The organism is Shewanella sp. MSW (assembly GCF_007636515.1).
Classification (GTDB): Bacteria; Pseudomonadota; Gammaproteobacteria; order Enterobacterales; family Shewanellaceae; genus Shewanella; species Shewanella indica.
The window spans coordinates 332,729-348,997 of sequence record NZ_LVDR01000002.1; the positions used below are offsets into that span (position 1 = coordinate 332,729).

Consider the following 16,269-nt stretch of genomic DNA (forward strand, 5'->3'; position numbering starts at 1 on the left):
ATGACTGGCACTATAGCCAGTTCCCATATTTCAATCAATAACTAATCATAAAAAATGATTAAGTATTCACTTGTGATTCGTTTGGTGTTAAAAAAACATTGTTAATTAGTTTGTTATTTATTAATTGAACATGCTTGAATGAATAAAGTAGAGATTGCTCAATTAGGGCTGAGCAACTAGAGAAGATTTTTTGTCGCCTGAGACACAAGAATGTGCATTTGGCACAGCACCGAGGAAAAATTTGTTATAAAATGCGCGCCCAAAATCCTCTGCCTGCCTACAATGGTGGAAGCCCACTCCGGATTTTGGAACAGGCCTCCAATTCAGTACCTGCCAAAGCAGACAGCGAAGCACACAAAATAGAACAAGATGGGGTCGTATACCTATGATAGAAAAACGCTTTATTACCGCTCAGGAATTGCTGGAGGATTCATTTCGTCTGGCTGCACAGGTCTATGACAGTGGTTTTCGGCCGCAGTTTATTGTTGGGATCTGGCGGGGCGGCGCTCCAATAGGGATCGCGGTACAGGAGTTTTTCGACTTCAAAAAGGTGGAAACCGACCATATAGCGGTGCGCACTTCATCCTATTACGGCATAGGTACAGACAAGCAGAGCAAGGAGATCAAGGTTCATGGTCTGCATTACATTGTTGAAAATGCCAATGCCGATGATGGTTTGTTGATTGTTGATGATGTCTTCGATTCCGGGCGCAGCGTTTTTGCTCTCAAGGAAAAGCTCAGTCAATCCATGCGTCTGAATATGCCCAAGGATATCCGTATCGCTTGTCCTTACTACAAGCCACAGAATACTGCGGTGCCACTGAAACCCGACTACTATATCCACGCCTCGGATGAATGGCTGGTATTCCCCCATGAAGTTTCCGGCCTGAGTGCACAAGAGCTGGCCGAAGGTAAGGGCGATCTCAAAAATATCAAAGAGCTGTTTCTCTGATAAAAAATCCAATACAAAGAGGGCGCCGATGGGCGCCCTCTTTGTTGTCAGCAATGGCTAGATATCCATGCAGTTGGCATAGTAAGTTACGGTCGCCGGCCAATCGGAGAAGACCCCCAGTACTCCTATTTCTTTGGCCAGTACATCCAGTAGTTGATAAACATCGCCATCGTTATTAATGTTGCCGCTGATGCTTTGGTAGTACCAACCACCGCCTTGTGCCAGGGGGCCGGATCGCTCCAGTGACCAAGTGATTATTTTAAGCCCGGCTTCCTTGGCCGCCAGAGCATAGGCCGAGGGAACTATTTTGCCGCTGTCATCCAGAACGACTAATACCCACAAGGGCGGCGCAATGATTTCGACTCCCAGCGCCTTGAGCCTTTGCATATCGGCCTGCCAATGGCCCATATCATTGGGGTTAAAGCTGCTGTCCGAGTCATACCTGCCATCCAGATAGACGGCCTGCCTGCCAAAATCGGTATTATTGGCCAACCAGTACTGCACATCTTCCAGATTAAATGACTGGGGATAGACGTCTTTTGCCGGCACCCCGGCGGCCTGATATTCGTCGATCATCTTCTGAGCATAGTCCTGTTGGCTGAAGCCATCGAAGGGCATGGGCACGCTGGCAGCCTTAAGTTCAGGCGTCATCTTGACCTTGGCTTCTTTAAACAGAGCTATGCTCTCGGCATGGGTCATCAATGTGCCGCAACTGGCGTAAAGATCCGTGCGCCAGGCAGGAGTGCCCTCCATAAATGCTTGCGCCGTGGTGGCCTTGGGATTAAAACCATCCATCTTGCCGCAAAGCTGGTTGAATTCGTCCAGAGTTATATCGCTGGTACAGCACTCGGCGCTGGCGTTAATACCATTGGCAGCATCGGCGGGAGAGAAAGGCTGACGGCATTTGGCTGCCAACTCAGGGATGCCGAGGATATTGGTGGTTGTGGCCAGATCGCATTGGGAGTGCCGACAAACCAGCTGTTTATCGGCGGTGAAGGTGACATCACATTCCACTATCCCGGCGCCGGCATCTATAGCCGCCAAATAGGCTTCTTTGGTGTGCTCTGGAAACTGCATGGAGGCGCCGCGGTGGCCTATGCTGAAGTCGGTGCGATAAAAGGGCCCCTTGCTGCATTGTGCCAGTTTATCTTTGAGCGGCCCTTCATCCATGTCATTTACCAGAAACAGGGGACGGGGGCCCAGGTTGGCGCCAACTTTCTCCTGCTGATCCTGAGCCGGAGTTGAAGTATTGGCGTTGTTGTCATTGCTGTTGCAGCCACCGAGCAACAGACCAAGCAGTACAGAGCCAAGTAATGCCGACGTTGTTTGGGAGTGAAAAACCTTCATTAAGCAGATCCTTTTGCTATTTCGCACAGGAGTTTACTCGCCTGACGAGCATGGTATTTCTTAAGCTAAGGATGCTAAATGACAGCCGGATAGTAAAATTATGACAACTAACTTAATTAATACAGTATCTTGTTCCGGATATACTGAAGAGGAACCATTGCGTTAGTCTTAGAGTCGATTGATCTTGTCCTTCAGATCGTAGCTCTTGTCTGTAACTATGGTTTCCAGGTTGGCAATCCGCTGCTTCAGTTCGTCCACTTCCCGTTGCAGTTTTTCTATCTCACGGCTTTGACCGTCTTGCTGCTTACTGTTGTAGTCCTTGATGAGTACCATGGCAAAAAAGCCTATGGCTATGACGGCTACCAGACTCATTAATCCCATAATGACTCCTTGGGTGTTAAGCATATTGAATATTTTGGCACATTATTCTCGCACATTACGGCACTATTGTGTGGCTCGGTTGGACCAATAATACGCCAAGGGCCTCATTGAGGCCCTTGAACTTGCTTTGCCAATTAAGGCTTAAGGGTTTCTTTTATCAACACGCAGTGCCGCTCCCTTTCTATTGCTTGCTTGAGATTGCGCTGGGTCTGGGCCGATAGCTCTGGGTTGGCCTGCAAGGCTTTTTCGAGCCGCAGCACTGAGGCGTGACTGCATTGACGCGGTAATAATGCCGGCGCGTAACTGCGCATAAATACGGGGTCTTTTTCGGCGTCCAGAGTGGCTAACTGATTCAAGCGCTGCTCTGCGGTGCTGGCCTGCAGTTGCCCTTGGCTGCTGGGATAGAGGTTTTCCATCGCCACCCTCAGCTTGGCAAACGGCAGCGCCGAATGGTTGATTTTTTCCAGCCAGCGGCGTTTACCGGCGGTGTCCGGACGCACTACTTCGGCGGCGATGGCCGCCTTTTGCCCTGAATCGCTGATATCAAGTTTGGCTTCTTGCTGCAGCAGAAGTTTGCTGGTGGGGTAATCGTAACGGTTCAACTGATAGATAAGCTGCCAGCGGGTATCTTGATCCAGCTCTATTCCCTTTATTTTACTGTAGCCCTGCAGCAGTGACAGCAGGTGATCCAGCGAGTCCCCGTCGCGGGCAAAGTCCACATAGGCATCGAACCAGCGCCGCTGCAGATCTTTATTATCCGCGTTTTGCATGGTCAGACGCAGGCTCATCTGCGCCAGCGCTCTGATGGCGCGCTCGGCATAGGTCGAGTGAATCGGAGCCATTGATTCGAGTAAGGCCTTGCTGTAGCGCATATTGCCGAGAATTTGCCCCAGCAGGGTGTAATCGCTCTCTTTGGGAGCATTGATAAGCACGGTTTCCAGATACTTGTTCAAAGGCAACTTACCGCTCTGGACACTGTCCCACAGGCTTTGCCAGAGCATGGCGCGCAGCAGGGGATCTTCTACCCTGGCCAGGTGATTGAAGGCGGTATCGAACGAGCGAGGGTCGAGCTCGACTTTGACATAGCCCCAGTCCTGATAGTTGGGATAAACCAAATCAGGACAGGATGCTCCTGTAAGTTGCGGCACCAAGGTTTTTTCACCTTGGTAGCTAACGGCCAGAGTTTGCAGCAGGTGCATCTCATGGCGGCCCTTGCTCAGTAAGGCTAGCTGAACTTTTTGCTCTCTGAGAGTCGGGTAGGCGGGATCGCTTGTTGACTGCAACAGGGCAAATTCACTGATGCGGCCATCTTGGCACTGGAACTCAGCCTTGAGGCTGTTGACACCGGCGCTGTAGAGCCAATCCCGGGTCCACTGGCTCAGATCCCGCTTGGCGGCCTGGCCGAGACTGCTAATGAAGTCTTCCAGTGTGGCGTTTTGCCAGGAGTAGCGTTTGAGGTATTCACTGACGCCACGGCGGAAGGTTTGCTCCCCAAGCAGGTGACGCAGTTGAATCAGAACCGCGGCACCTTTCTGATAAGTGATGGCATCGATATTATCGAAGGCGTTGGCACTAGTGGCCACTGGCACTTCTATGGGGTGGGTGGTAACGCCTGAGTCCTGTTGATAGGCACTCTGTTTGCCCCTGGCGTAAAAACTGCGCCAGGTATTGTCAAACTCAGTGGCTTCGGCGCTCGCCAGCATGCCCATAAAGGAGGCGAAGCTTTCATTGAGCCACAGACCGTTCCACCATTTCATGGTCACCAGATCGCCAAACCACTGGTGCGCCATTTCATGCATGATCACAGACGCCAAGCGCTGGCGCTGATTGGCTGTCATCTCACCACTGCCAAGAAAACGCCCTTCGGCAAAGGTGACGGCAGCAGCATTTTCCATGGCACCATAGAGGAAGTCAGGCACCAGCAGCTGATCGTATTTTTTAAAGGGGTAGTCGATACCGAAATAGTCGTCAAAAAACTTAAGCCCGGCGCCTGTGTATCTGAACCAGTCGGCGGCATTGACCTGGGCCGCCACAGATTGGCGGGCAAACAGGCGCATGGGGTATTTGCCGCTGTTGTCTTGCCAGACGTGGTAAGGGCCGGCATGCATGGAAAAGTTGTAGGGGCTCAACTTGGGCGTTGCCGGAAACTGCCACAGCTGGCTGTTACCCTCCGGGGTCACACTCAATTCTTGGGTGGCGCTGATCACCTGCCAGTCTTTGGGGGCTCTGACGGTTAACTTGTAGCTGGCCTTGAGATCCGGTTGATCGAATACGGCAAACATCTGCTGCGCGGCGGCGGGCTCAAAGTGAGAGTAGAGATAGACCTTGCCATCGACGGGATCCACAAAGCGATGCAGTCCTTCACCATTGGTGGAGTGCTGGCGTGTGAAGCTGACTTCTATCTCATTGTCGCCTTTGAGCAGCAACTTGGCACTGATCTCCAGGTAGGCGCCATTGTATTTGGGATAGAGCCTGTGGCCGTTGATCTTAAGGCTGGTGATCTGCGCCTTGCTCAAGTCCAGTGTCAGGGGCTGTTGGTTGTCGCTGAGACTGAAACGTACCAGGGTGCGGTTGGCAAATCGCTCGCTGCCATCCAAGGTAAAGTCCAGTTCATAGCTGACATTGCTGACTCTGGCAGAGCGGGCCATCGCCTGTTGCTCGCTGATATAACCGCTGCCATCACGCACACCGGCAGAGGATTGAGTGCTGCTGCAGCCGCTGAGTGTCAGTAGTCCGGCAGCCAACAGGCTGAGACCAAACAACCGGGGAAGAGATTTCACAAACAGATTCCTTGCTTTTTATTGTTTTACCATTGGGTGTCGGTGTTTTCCCTCACAACAGGAATGAAAGGGGAGGAATACACTTAGGATTAATACCCTCTCAGGCTTGGTGCCCGCGGCATAAATTACGCTATTTGCCGCCAAAGAACAAAGGAGAAATGTTACAAAAAAGCCGCTGTGACAGCGGCTTTTGGGAAGGAGCGTTAGACTTGGTTAGAGCCCGAGGAAGGACTTGGACTTCACTTTGCGGATCTCTTTTTCATCGGACCATTCGATTAAGCCGGTTTCCAGATCCATCAGGCGCATAGTCATCTTGTAGTAGACATCACGGGTGCTGCCATTTTGTTTAACTATGCTGGAAAGGTTGCCGTAGAGCATGTATTGAGCGCCTATCTGACGACCGAACTTGATGGCGGTGGATGGGTCAACCATGCCGGCGTTGTTCTGGTAGTCCAGTTGCTTGCGCACTGAATCCACCTTGGTCATATCGATAAAACGGAACTTGCCTGAGCGCAGCAGCTTGTTGCTGATGGAGTCGGTCACTGACTCAGTATCTATATGCTCAGAGGTCTTGTTCTTGATCTTGTCGACAAAGATGATAGGTCTGTCGTTGGCTGTCATGGCCACCACAGGCGGGAAAGTCAGCATGCTGTCGACCATTTTGGCGGCAATGGCTTGCAGATCTGTCGAACCGAAGTTTTCATTCACTGTCTCTACCTCAGTGGCATCACCGTATTCCACTTTGGATTGACAGGCTGCCATGCCCATAGCCATTGCCAGTATCAGTATCAGCTTCAAGTGTTTCATAGTCAGTTCCATTTCAAGGTTATCAAATCAATTTTGTATAAAAACGTGTGACATTGCCAGTGTCTATTGCCCAGACCAGAGTGGTCTTGCCACTCTGAACCTGAATTTCCGTGCCCTGATTATCCAGGGTCAGTTGATAGCTGCCGGCATCGACAAACTGCCTTGCTATCTGTGCTTGGCGCGGTAACGTGAGCCAACTGCGGCGATCGGCCTGCTCTGTAACCACGTTGAATATCTGCATGGCGATCACCCCAAGATCCGAGCCGTCTTTGCGCTCTGCCTTGCGGGCCATTTCCGACTTGGCATAGACCCTGGCGGCCTGACGCACCAGCAGATAGGGTAGTTCCTCCTTGAGCGCCGTGATGGCTAAGGCATCTATATTGGCTATCGGGGCTGCAGTCATAGGTTTTGATAAGCCACGGATATTGGCACTGTTGACCGGTACTCTGGAGGGCATATAGGTGGGCAGAGAGACAGTTTGCCAATTGCCGTGAATGGTGAAGGGAACCGTTAGGCTCTCTTTGGCGGGCACAAAGCCGCGCTCCAACAGCAAGATGACCTGGCCTTGTCCCTTGGCAGGCGAGGGCGCTTCTCCCCAACGGCGTTTGAACTCATCATACTGAGGCATGGCAAGCTCTTTGGCCAAGCGCACCAGATCCTGCTGCAGATAAGGGTTGTCCGGCATAATCTGCGCCGCCTTGCGATAGTCGATAAAGGCATCGTTGCGCTCACCAAGGATTTCGTGCAGTACCCCTGTGGTGTAGTAACTGTAGGCGTTCAAAAACGAGCTGGTGACATTGCCGGCGGCCTTGCCCAGTTTATCCATTTCGGCGCTGATGGTGCCGTTGGCCATCTGTTGCACCGCACTGCTGGATTTCTCATACCTTTGCTGCTCCAGCGATTGCAGTTCATTGCTGCGACGTACCTCAACCAACGCGCCTTCGGCATCGCCGGCAAACAGATAATTGAGAGCCTGATACTGGTGCAGCATGATGCGCTCATACCCGGGACCGCGATAGGGAATGATATTGTCGTTCAGCAGCAGGCTGCCGCCTTGGGAACCCAGTCCGGATAAACTGAGCTTGGCCTTATCGTCAAAGGCTTGGTAGGCGGCTATGGCGCTTTGGTAATAGTCTTTGCTGGCGGCGAAATTGCCGCTTATCTGGGCGGCGCGCCCCGCTTCCTGGGCATAGAGCAGGCCATCGCGGCCGTTTATGCCATTTGCCAGTTCTTTGGCTGCATTGCCCGGCTTTGATGAGTTGAGCTCGGCGCGAACGCCTGCCAACTGGGATGGATAGTTGACTAATACACTGTTGAAGGCGCAGCCAGTGAGGCTCAATGACAACAGCAGTGGCAGCAGTAACTTGCCTGACTTCAAGAGCCGGCTCCTTGGTTTTGGATCTCCAGTCGTTCTCTCAAGGTGAGCCCTTCCAGATGATCATATTCATGCTGAAAAATGCGCGCGATAAAGCCCTGTAACCATTCCTGCTGCCACTCGCCACTGAGATCCTGATAACGTACCTCTATGCTTTCATGGCGCAGAATCTGTACTCTTTCGCCGGGCAGAGACAGGCAACCCTCTTCCCCGGCCAGCATCTTGCTTGAGCGTTTGAGTATCTGTGGGTTGATCACCACCTGGGGCGCCATCAAAGGCGCATCCGGATATCTGTCGTTGGGGTGGGGGGCCATAATAAACAAGCGGATACCTTGGCCTACCTGAGGCGCAGCTATGCCAACGCCCTGTGCCAGTTTCATGGTCTCGAGCATTTTCTCGGCCAGGGCTGCCAAAGGTTCATCGAATCGCTGAACCGGCTGGGCAGTCTGCCCCAGAATACGTTCTCCGTGGGTTGCTATGGCTAACATCCTTATCCCCCTTTATTCGACTCAGTAGTGAGGCGGCGGCGTTTCTTCCGATTGAGACGCTATATTGCTTGGCTCTACCGCCTTGAGTTTACTGATTAACAACTGGATCTGAAACTGCTGTTCAGCTACGACTTTATTGAGTTCGAAAATCTCCTGACTCAATTCTTCCAGTGTGGCTTCCTGAAATGACAGCTTGGTTTCGAGTTCTTCGATCCTGTCCGGGATTGCTTGCATTACTTACCTCTGTGTTGGCGCCGACCAGCGTTCCAGCAAGCTGGCACTACTGATACTTTGAAGTTGGCCGTTGTCGGATTCAGACACTGAGTATACTACGGCGCTTTGGGGCAAAGGCTTTTTTGGCAGTGAAACTTGCCAGTCGGCGACTCTTTTCCCCGAATCGACCTGCCACAGACTCAATTCTCTGGCTGGTGTGCCGGTTAACAAGGCCTGCTCCTGTTGGATAAAGCGCGCCGCCGAAAAGTTCATTTGCCGCCGTACTATCGCCAGCGAGCTGACCAGTTTCCCTGAGTCATTGTGCCAAATGTCGGCATTGCCGGTACTGTCGGACACTAAGCTGAGGTTACCGCTGCGGCTGAGGGCAACCTTCAGTACCCTGGAGTCCATCTGCCAGCGCCTCAGTACCTGAGCATCCTGGGTGCGCCACAGCAGGGCGGTGGCATCGTTGGCGCCGGTCAATGCCAGGCGGCCATCGGCAGAGAGGGCAACGCTGTTGACCTTTTCGCTGTGGCCAAGAAATTTCACCAGCACACCTGTGGTCGGGGTCAGCGACATTACCGCGCCATCGGCCAACCCCACCAGCAACTGGCCGTTGTCGGCCACGGCCACAGCCTGGGCTACTGCCGGCAGTGACCACCATCCTGCCGCCCGGCCGTCGGCGATTTTCCACAGTGCAACTGAATCGCGGCTTAACGTCACCGCATATTCTCCATTTACCGAAATATCAGTGGCGATCACATCGTTGGCTGCACTGCCTTGAGCCCACTGATACTTGACAGCGCCTTGTTTGAGATCCCAAAGCCTGATCCCCTCTTTGCTGCTTATCAAAGCGTAGCGGCCATCGGCAGAGAGGCTGGCGCTGTAGCTGGGATCGGCCGCCAAGGATTGGCTGCTATCCGGGCCTGGATGGCAGGCACCAAGGCCCAGCAGAGTAAAACTGAGCGTGCAAATAAGTAGCAATCTGTTTATTGCCATGAACTTATACCGCCTCGACTTGTCATTTTGAGTAAGGGTAAAACGCTGTCACTTCCATACAAGGGGCTCGGCTTGTTGACCGCTTTCCCTTGTTAACCAGTATGGATAATCTGCTTTGTATCTCAAAGTTAACTGGTATAAAGTGAGTCGTCTTACACATTTTGGGTTAATTGTAACCATTTGAAGATCCTGAGGATGCCTTTAATGAAACCGATTTACAAAATTTCACTGGTCGCGCTGGCTCTATTCGGCCTTTCCGCTTGTAACCAAGAACAAAAAACAGCGAGTGCCGACAAGGTGGAACTGAGCTCTGTCGAGCAGAAAGAAGCCTATAGCGTGGGCGCCTCTATCGGCCGCTATATGGCCGGTCATATCAAAGAACAGGAAGAGCTGGGTTTCTCAGTCGATCGTGCTTTGATTGTGACAGGTTTTCAACAGGGTCTGAAAGACGAGCTGCAACTGACAGAAGATGAGATGCAGAAAGTGCTTGAAGGTCTGGATCAAAAGCTGAATGAAAAACGTATGGCCAAGGTTCAGGAAATGGCGGCCAAGTCGATGCAGGAAAGCAAAGCCTATCTGGAACAGAACAAGGCCAAAGAAGGTGTGATCACCACTGAATCCGGTCTGCAATACGAAGTATTGACTCCAGGCGAGGGTGAGAAGCCGGCCGCCGAAGACGTAGTGACAGTTCACTACCGTGGTACTCTGATCGACGGCACTGAGTTTGACAGCTCCTACTCCCGCGGTGAACCGGCAGAATTTGCCCTGAACCGGGTGATCCCGGGCTGGACCGAAGGTGTACAGTTGATGCCGGTCGGCGCCAAGTATCGCTTCGTAATCCCATCTGAGCTGGCCTATGGCGAGCGTGACATGGGCACTATTCCAGCCAACTCAACACTCATCTTTGAAGTCGAGTTGCTCAAGGTCAAGAAGGCCGATGCCCCTGTAGAACCGACCGAAGCCGAGGCTTCTGCCAAGTAATCCCTTCTTTTATACGAAAAGTGGATACCCGATATTGAAAAGGACGCCGCCGGCGTCCTTTCTTCTTTACGACCACTGCTTGCGTCATTGATTCTAAAGCCACTTATAGCGATAGAACAGCCACAACTGTCCTCCCACCAATATCAGCAGAAATAGGCAAAAGGCTCCGAAGGCCCAGCCGACATCGGCGCCCGGGATCCCGGCGATATTGACCCCGAGCAGACCGGTGAGAAACCCCAGTGGCAGGAAGACGGCGCTGATCAGCGACAGGAAATAGAGGCGGCGATTGACGGCCTCGGCCTGACGGTTTTGCAACTCCTCCTGGGTGACGCTGGCTCTGTCTCTTATTGCGTCCAGATCTTCGATGCAGCGAATGAGTTGATCGTTGATTTCGTTGAATTTAAGCCGCTGCTGTTCATCAAATATCTTGGCCGAGTCTGCCAGCAGGCGGCTAAAGGCTTCCCGCTGCGGCGCCAGGTAGCGCCGGACCACCACTATCTGGCGCCTGAGCTCGGCGATGTCACTGCGCAGATCCTTGTCGTTACCGGCCATGACCTTGTCTTCCAGGTCGTCGACGGTTTCCTCCAGCCGGTCGATAAACTCCGTCTTCCGCTGGGTGAGCCGTTGCGTCAACGTCAACAAGTATTCTCCTGTGTTGCCGGGGCCAGCGCCTTGGCCGACGCTTTGGATGATGTCATTGACCGATAATAGCTCGCGACTGCTGGTGCTGATTATTCTGTGATTGTCCAGGTAGAGGCGTATCGACACCATGTCTTCCGGGTCAGCCCCGGGGTTGTGATTGACCCCCCGGAGTGCCAGCAGTAGCCCGTGGCCGGATTGTACCACCCTGGGGCGAGTGTCCTGTGCCAACAGGGCAGCCACTTCCAGCGCTTCCAGGCCGCTGTGTTGTTGCAACCACTGACGGTTGGATTTCTTCTTATAGTCCAGATGCAGCCAGAGTATACCCTGCTCTGGCTGCCAGTCGCTGACCTGTTGCAGCGTCAACTCCTTGCCTGCCATCTCTCCACTGAGCAGCAAGGCACAAAACTGTTTTTCGGCCATAGATTCACTCTCATAGATTTGCTTTAGTTCAAGCTAACCTAGTTATACCACTGGGCATAGGAATTTACTCATTCAGTGGCAATGAAAAGCTCGGCAGGCAAGTAAGGTCATGGGGGGGATCGGGATAAAGCGACATTGGCTTGCGCCGCATGCGCGCTTTTTCGACTCGCGCTTTGGGAATTTGTCAGCCATTCGATGATTACACCAACTTGTCTCGCTGTAGCATCACTATGCCATTGCCAATCTTCAATGGCTTAAATGGCTCAGAGCAGAGCTAACTGAGGAATACGGCTATAGAAAGTAAAGCATGGGCATAACTATGGGCAATCCCCGGGGCTCTGGGTTAAAATTAGTATAGGTTTGATTACAGCAAAAGAAGTGGCACCATGGAATACGAATTTCGGCGCAATTCACTGACGGGAACCGCAATGGCCCGCTTCAGTATGGAGCATCATGTACTGGGGCAATGGTTCTCTGAAGAGTTGGCGGATGACGTCGAGATCTGCACTCGGGTCAAACAGGCATTGGCAGACTTACAGTCAGGACGCATTCGCGAATGGCAGTTGATTGGCCGGGATCTGACGCTGCAACTGGATCAGGAGCAGGTGCGTGTTTACGCCAATGTGCTCGAATTCGGCGAGAGTCAGGAGTTGGATGAGTCCCTCTCCCTCTATGATGCCGAGTCAGAAGCCTGGTGCGGCCTGGAAGACTTTCAGGATGTGCTTGAAAGTTGGTGTGACTTTCTGCACCAGAGTCGCTGATTAAGCGGCGTTGGCAACTATGAGAAGGGACGCGGGAGCGTCCCTTTTTTGTGGCTTAACGGTTGAGGTAACGCACAGCCATCTCGGTGCGGGACTTGGCATTGGCCTTGCGAAGCAGGTTTTTGACATGCACCTTGACCGTGCCTTCGCTGATATGTAGTTCTTCGGAGATTACCCTGTTGCTCTGGCCTTCAGCCAGATGCTGCAGTATCTGCAATTCTCTCGGTGTCAGGCTGTCGAGCCAGGCTTCCTCGTCGGCGGCATTTTTCAATTCAAACAGATAGTCTTCCACTTCGGCGCTGATCACTCGGTGGCCGGACATGGCTTCTTTTAGTTGCCCGAGCAGCAGATCGGGTTCAGTATCCTTGAGCAGGTAACCATCGGCGCCGGCTCGCAGTAAACGGATAACATCCTGTTTGGCATCGGAAACCGTCAGGATAACGATTCTGGAGGTCACTCCCTCCTGACGCAGGGCGTTCAGGGTATCTAGGCCTGTCATACCTTTCATATTCAGATCCAGCAGGATAATGTCCGGCTCGTTTTCGGCGGTAGCCGCCAGGGCGTCGAGCCCGGTACCGGCTTCACCGAAGAGACTAAAGTCAGGATCGGATGCCAGTAACTGACAGATACCGCGACGCAGTAAGGGATGGTCATCGACTACCAGAACTGAATAAGGTTTACCCATGATGTGGCTCCTGCTGAGGTGGGAAAGTCAGGACAACACTGGTGCCTCCCGACGCATTGCTGGAAAATTCAACCATACCCGAGAGACGGCTGGCGCGTTCGTGCATTATCCCTATGCCGAAATGTTGATCCCTTTCCTTGATATGCGCCAGGCCTATGCCGTTGTCTTCGACACTGATAACCACCATGTTATCAGAGTTCTTTTCGCAGCTGATACAAATACGACTCGCATTTGCATGTTTAATGGCATTGAGGGTGGCTTCTCGGGTGAGCTGCAGAATGTGAATGTGTTGGTGCGCCGCCAGTAACTGTGGCGGCAGGCGATAGCTGAGTTCCAGCTCTGTATCTGTTTGGCCGCGCAGTTGCTCCAGCATGGCTTCGAGGGCGTTGCGCAGATTGGGTTCTTTAACGGTCAGGCGGAAGGTCGACAGCAGTTCTCTGAGTTGGGCGTAGGCTGTGGTCACCCCCTCATTGAGTTCTTCGAGCTGTTGGGTTACCGCCGGGCTTTTGCAGCTCTGGTCGAGGCCTTTTCGCAACAAGCTTATTTGGATTTTCAGGAACGACAAGAGTTGCCCAAGAGAATCGTGCAGCTCTCTGGCGATAACTGCCCGCTCTTCCAGCAGAGCCAGCTGTTGGCGCTGCTCGGAGGCGTTGTGAATCACAATCGAGCGAGCCAGCATGATGGCGAAGTTTTCAAACAGGGGCACATTGATATCGTGCTTGCCTATCACTTCCAGAAAGCCGAGTTCCTGCTGTTCAAACTTGAGCGGAAACTGCATGGTCTGTCCGGATTGCGGCCAGATATCCTCGTCGGTAGCGATCACCTCCATGGCATCTTCATCCTGCTGAATAATCAGCCGCAGATGTTGCAGGTGCTCATACTCCTTGAGTTGCAGCAGCGACTGCCGCATTACCTCGAAATTGAGTTTGCCCGAATGCAGCAACACCAGATTGTCATAAAGAAACTTGAGCTCACGGTTGGCACGGGTCAACGCCAGGGTCTTCTCCTTTACCTGAGTTTCCAGGTTGCCGTAGAGAGTTGCCAGCTCCTGAGCCGTACTGTCGAGGGCATCGGAAAGAGCGCTGAGCTCAATATATTCCGTCTTCGGCATTTCGACGGCAAAGTTACCTTTGGATATAGTGTTGGCCGATTCCATCATCTGTTGCAGCGGCACCACCACCTTGCGTTTGGTAAAGCGCACGGCGATAAAGGCAATCAGCAGCATCAAACCCAGACCTACTATCTGGCTGATGGCCAGCAATCTTAGTTTGAAGGCGGCATGGTGCTCCATCTCCAATACCAGCAAATCTATGGTATCGACAAAGTCTTTCAGCGAGGAGGCATAGTTGCGTGAGTCTTCCTGCTCTATGTAGTACTTCATGACCTTCCACTTGCTGATCACCAGTTGGTACTGCTGCCCGAGCCTGGCAGGTGATGACCAGTCCATCGAGCGCACCAAGGCATCTGAGTAGAGGGTATTTTCAAATTCGCGAATTTTTTGCAGCGCTTCTTCACTGCCGGAGTTGGCATAAAACATCAGCCGGTAGCTCTGCATCCGCAATGAACCGGAAGCGTTGATCGCCCTGGCATCCCCCAGGCTGTAAGACAGATTGATAATGGCAAAAGTGGCCAAACCGCTTGAAAGCAGGATAAGGGTCAGCATTAAGCCTAAAATGGTAGAGGTCAAACTGCCTCGTTTCATGAAATATTCACTCACTTTTGCTAAGGTTTCCTCAGTCCCTGCAGTGTTGCTCTCGATGACCGGAAAGGAAACGCGCCGATAAGATTGTCGAGAATAAAAAAGGACTTGGGTCTCAGAGTTCTACATTAGCCAGCACTTGAATACATTAACAAGAGTACAAAAATGTGAACAACATCGCCTTCACATTTTGATCTGGCGCAAACTTCGCCCCGGATACCCCCTAAGAGGTATATTTTTGGTGTATTCAAGCGGCTACTTTTGACCTTGGAGATGTCGTGGTTATTGCAAATAACGATAAAGTAACACGGAGATGAGATGGTGAAAAAATTAAACCAAAAATCCTTTGCACTCAGTGCATTGGTCGCCGCAAGCCTAATGGCTGCCGGTGCGTTTGCGAGTGACAAGACCGAGCCTCGCAACGAAGTCTACAAAGACAAGTACAAAAATCAATATGCCAGTTGGCATGACACTGCAAAGAGTTCTGAAATTGTTGATGTATTGGCAGAAGATCCCAACCTGGTCATCATGTGGGCCGGTTATGGTTTCGCCAAGGACTACAATGCCCCTCGTGGCCACATTTATGCCGTGACAGATGTGCGCAATACCCTGCGTACCGGTGCGCCAAAGAGTGCCGAAGATGGCCCAATGCCAATGGCTTGCTGGAGCTGTAAGAGCCCGGATGTACCTCGCCTGATTGAAGAGCAGGGTGAAGATGGTTACTTCACCGGCAAGTGGGCCAAAGGTGGCCCTGAAGTGGTTAACGCCATAGGTTGTGGTGACTGTCACGAGAAAGGCTCGCCTAAGCTGCGCTTGGGCCGTCCTTTTGCCGAGCGCGCCATGGATACCCTGGGTACACCATTTGATAAGGCCTCCCGTAAAGACAAGCAATCCATGGTTTGTGGTCAGTGTCACGTAGAATACTACTTTGAGAAAGTGGAAGGCCGTAAGGGCTTTGTTAAGTTCCCATGGGATCAAGGTACTACAGTGGAATCCATGGAAGCCTACTACGATGCCATTGAGTTTGCCGACTGGACTCACGCCTTGTCCAAGACACCTATGTTGAAGGCACAGCACCCAGGCTATGAAACTTGGCAGTTGGGGGTACACGGTAAGAACAACGTGACTTGTGTTGACTGTCATATGCCGAAAGTAACCAACGACAAGGGGCGTAAGTTCACCGATCACAAAGTGGGTAATCCTTTCGACCGCTTCGAAGAAACCTGTGCTCAGTGCCACACTCAGAGCAAAGAGTTTATGGAGAATCTGACTGCCGAGCGTAAAGCCAAGGTTAATGAGCTGAAGTTGAAGGCTGAAGATCAAATCGTCAAGGCGCACTTCGAAGCTGCTGCCGCCTGGAAAGCCGGTGCGACTGAAGTCGAAATGAAGCCAATCCTGACTGATATCCGTCATGCTCAATGGCGCTGGGATTATGCTATCGCCTCTCACGGTGTCGCGGCTCACGCTCCTGATGAAGCGCTGCGGGTACTGGGTACTGCGGTTGACAAGGCTGCCAACGCCCGGGTGAAACTGGCGCAGTTGCTGGCCAAGAAAGGTATCGTTGATCCTGTCGCTCTGCCTGATATCTCCACCAAGGCCAAGGCTCAGGCCGCTCTGGGTATGGATATGAAGAAGATGGTTTCCGACAAGGAAGACTTCAAGAAAAATGTTCTGCCCAAGTGGGATGCTGAAGCCAAGAAGCGTGAAGCGACCTACAAGTAACAGTCGTTAACACTCGT

At 52.3% G+C, this 16,269-nt stretch carries 15 protein-coding genes; 4 read left to right on the forward strand and 11 right to left on the reverse strand.

Annotation, left to right across the window (positions count from 1 at the left end; all coding sequences use genetic code 11):
* Nucleotides 1-385: 385 nt before the first annotated feature.
* Nucleotides 386-952 (forward strand): phosphoribosyltransferase, encoded by a 567-nt coding sequence (locus AYI96_RS03045; RefSeq protein ID WP_039035805.1) that lies wholly within the window; start codon nt 386-388, stop codon nt 950-952.
* 57 nt (nt 953-1,009) lie between these two features.
* On the opposite strand, the gene AYI96_RS03050 is transcribed toward AYI96_RS03045, so the two are convergent.
* From AYI96_RS03050 to AYI96_RS03085, 8 genes are all read right to left on the reverse strand, one after another.
* Entirely contained in the window at nt 1,010-2,299 is a 1,290-nt protein-coding gene (locus AYI96_RS03050; RefSeq protein WP_144360976.1) for a glycerophosphodiester phosphodiesterase family protein, read from the reverse strand.
* Between the two features lie 168 nt (nt 2,300-2,467).
* Nucleotides 2,468-2,680 carry a hypothetical protein gene (locus AYI96_RS03055; protein ID WP_039035807.1) on the reverse strand — a complete coding sequence of 71 codons (213 nt, stop codon included), beginning with the start codon at nt 2,678-2,680 and terminating at the stop codon, nt 2,468-2,470.
* A 134-nt stretch (nt 2,681-2,814) separates the two neighbouring features.
* Nucleotides 2,815-5,460 (reverse strand): aminopeptidase N, encoded by a 2,646-nt coding sequence (gene pepN, locus AYI96_RS03060; RefSeq protein WP_144360977.1) that lies wholly within the window; start codon nt 5,458-5,460, stop codon nt 2,815-2,817.
* Nucleotides 5,461-5,673: 213 nt separating this feature from the next.
* Entirely contained in the window at nt 5,674-6,267 is a 594-nt protein-coding gene (gene lpoB / locus AYI96_RS03065; RefSeq protein WP_177192617.1) for a penicillin-binding protein activator LpoB, read from the reverse strand.
* 22 nt (nt 6,268-6,289) lie between these two features.
* The gene (locus AYI96_RS03070) at nt 6,290-7,645 is read right to left on the reverse strand and encodes a COG3014 family protein (protein ID WP_039035809.1); all 1,356 of its coding nucleotides are present in this window, start codon (nt 7,643-7,645) and stop codon (nt 6,290-6,292) included.
* Nucleotides 7,642-8,130, reverse strand: coding sequence for a peptide deformylase (gene def / locus AYI96_RS03075; RefSeq protein ID WP_144360978.1), 489 nt, complete (start codon nt 8,128-8,130; stop codon nt 7,642-7,644). Before def ends, AYI96_RS03070 begins: the two co-directional genes overlap by 4 nt.
* Nucleotides 8,131-8,151: 21 nt before the next feature.
* Nucleotides 8,152-8,364, reverse strand: coding sequence for a SlyX family protein (locus AYI96_RS03080; RefSeq protein ID WP_025011529.1), 213 nt, complete (start codon nt 8,362-8,364; stop codon nt 8,152-8,154).
* Between the two features lie 3 nt (nt 8,365-8,367).
* Nucleotides 8,368-9,342 carry a WD40 repeat domain-containing protein gene (locus AYI96_RS03085; protein WP_039035811.1) on the reverse strand — a complete coding sequence of 325 codons (975 nt, stop codon included), beginning with the start codon at nt 9,340-9,342 and terminating at the stop codon, nt 8,368-8,370.
* Between the two features lie 204 nt (nt 9,343-9,546).
* Between AYI96_RS03085 and fkpA the strand changes: the two genes are divergently transcribed.
* The gene (fkpA, locus tag AYI96_RS03090) at nt 9,547-10,323 is read left to right on the forward strand and encodes an FKBP-type peptidyl-prolyl cis-trans isomerase (RefSeq protein WP_039035812.1); all 777 of its coding nucleotides are present in this window, start codon (nt 9,547-9,549) and stop codon (nt 10,321-10,323) included.
* 93 nt (nt 10,324-10,416) lie between these two features.
* On the opposite strand, the gene zntB is transcribed toward fkpA, so the two are convergent.
* Nucleotides 10,417-11,385, reverse strand: a complete 969-nt coding sequence (zntB, locus tag AYI96_RS03095) for a zinc transporter ZntB (protein ID WP_071477156.1) — start codon at nt 11,383-11,385, stop codon at nt 10,417-10,419.
* 386 nt (nt 11,386-11,771) lie between these two features.
* On the opposite strand from zntB, the gene AYI96_RS03100 reads away from it, so the two are divergent.
* Nucleotides 11,772-12,146 (forward strand): YacL family protein, encoded by a 375-nt coding sequence (locus AYI96_RS03100; protein WP_039035814.1) that lies wholly within the window; start codon nt 11,772-11,774, stop codon nt 12,144-12,146.
* Nucleotides 12,147-12,201: 55 nt separating this feature from the next.
* Here the strand turns inward: AYI96_RS03100 and AYI96_RS03105 are convergent, their stop codons facing one another.
* A complete protein-coding gene (locus tag AYI96_RS03105) occupies nt 12,202-12,831 on the reverse strand; it encodes a response regulator (RefSeq protein WP_025011524.1) in 630 nt (209 codons plus the stop codon).
* Entirely contained in the window at nt 12,824-14,533 is a 1,710-nt protein-coding gene (gene narQ, locus AYI96_RS03110; RefSeq protein ID WP_039035815.1) for a nitrate/nitrite two-component system sensor histidine kinase NarQ, read from the reverse strand. Before narQ ends, AYI96_RS03105 begins: the two co-directional genes overlap by 8 nt.
* A gap of 315 nt (nt 14,534-14,848) precedes the next feature.
* Between narQ and nrfA the strand changes: the two genes are divergently transcribed.
* Nucleotides 14,849-16,252 (forward strand): ammonia-forming nitrite reductase cytochrome c552 subunit, encoded by a 1,404-nt coding sequence (gene nrfA, locus AYI96_RS03115; protein WP_039035816.1) that lies wholly within the window; start codon nt 14,849-14,851, stop codon nt 16,250-16,252.
* The last annotated feature ends 17 nt before the right edge of the window (nt 16,253-16,269 follow it).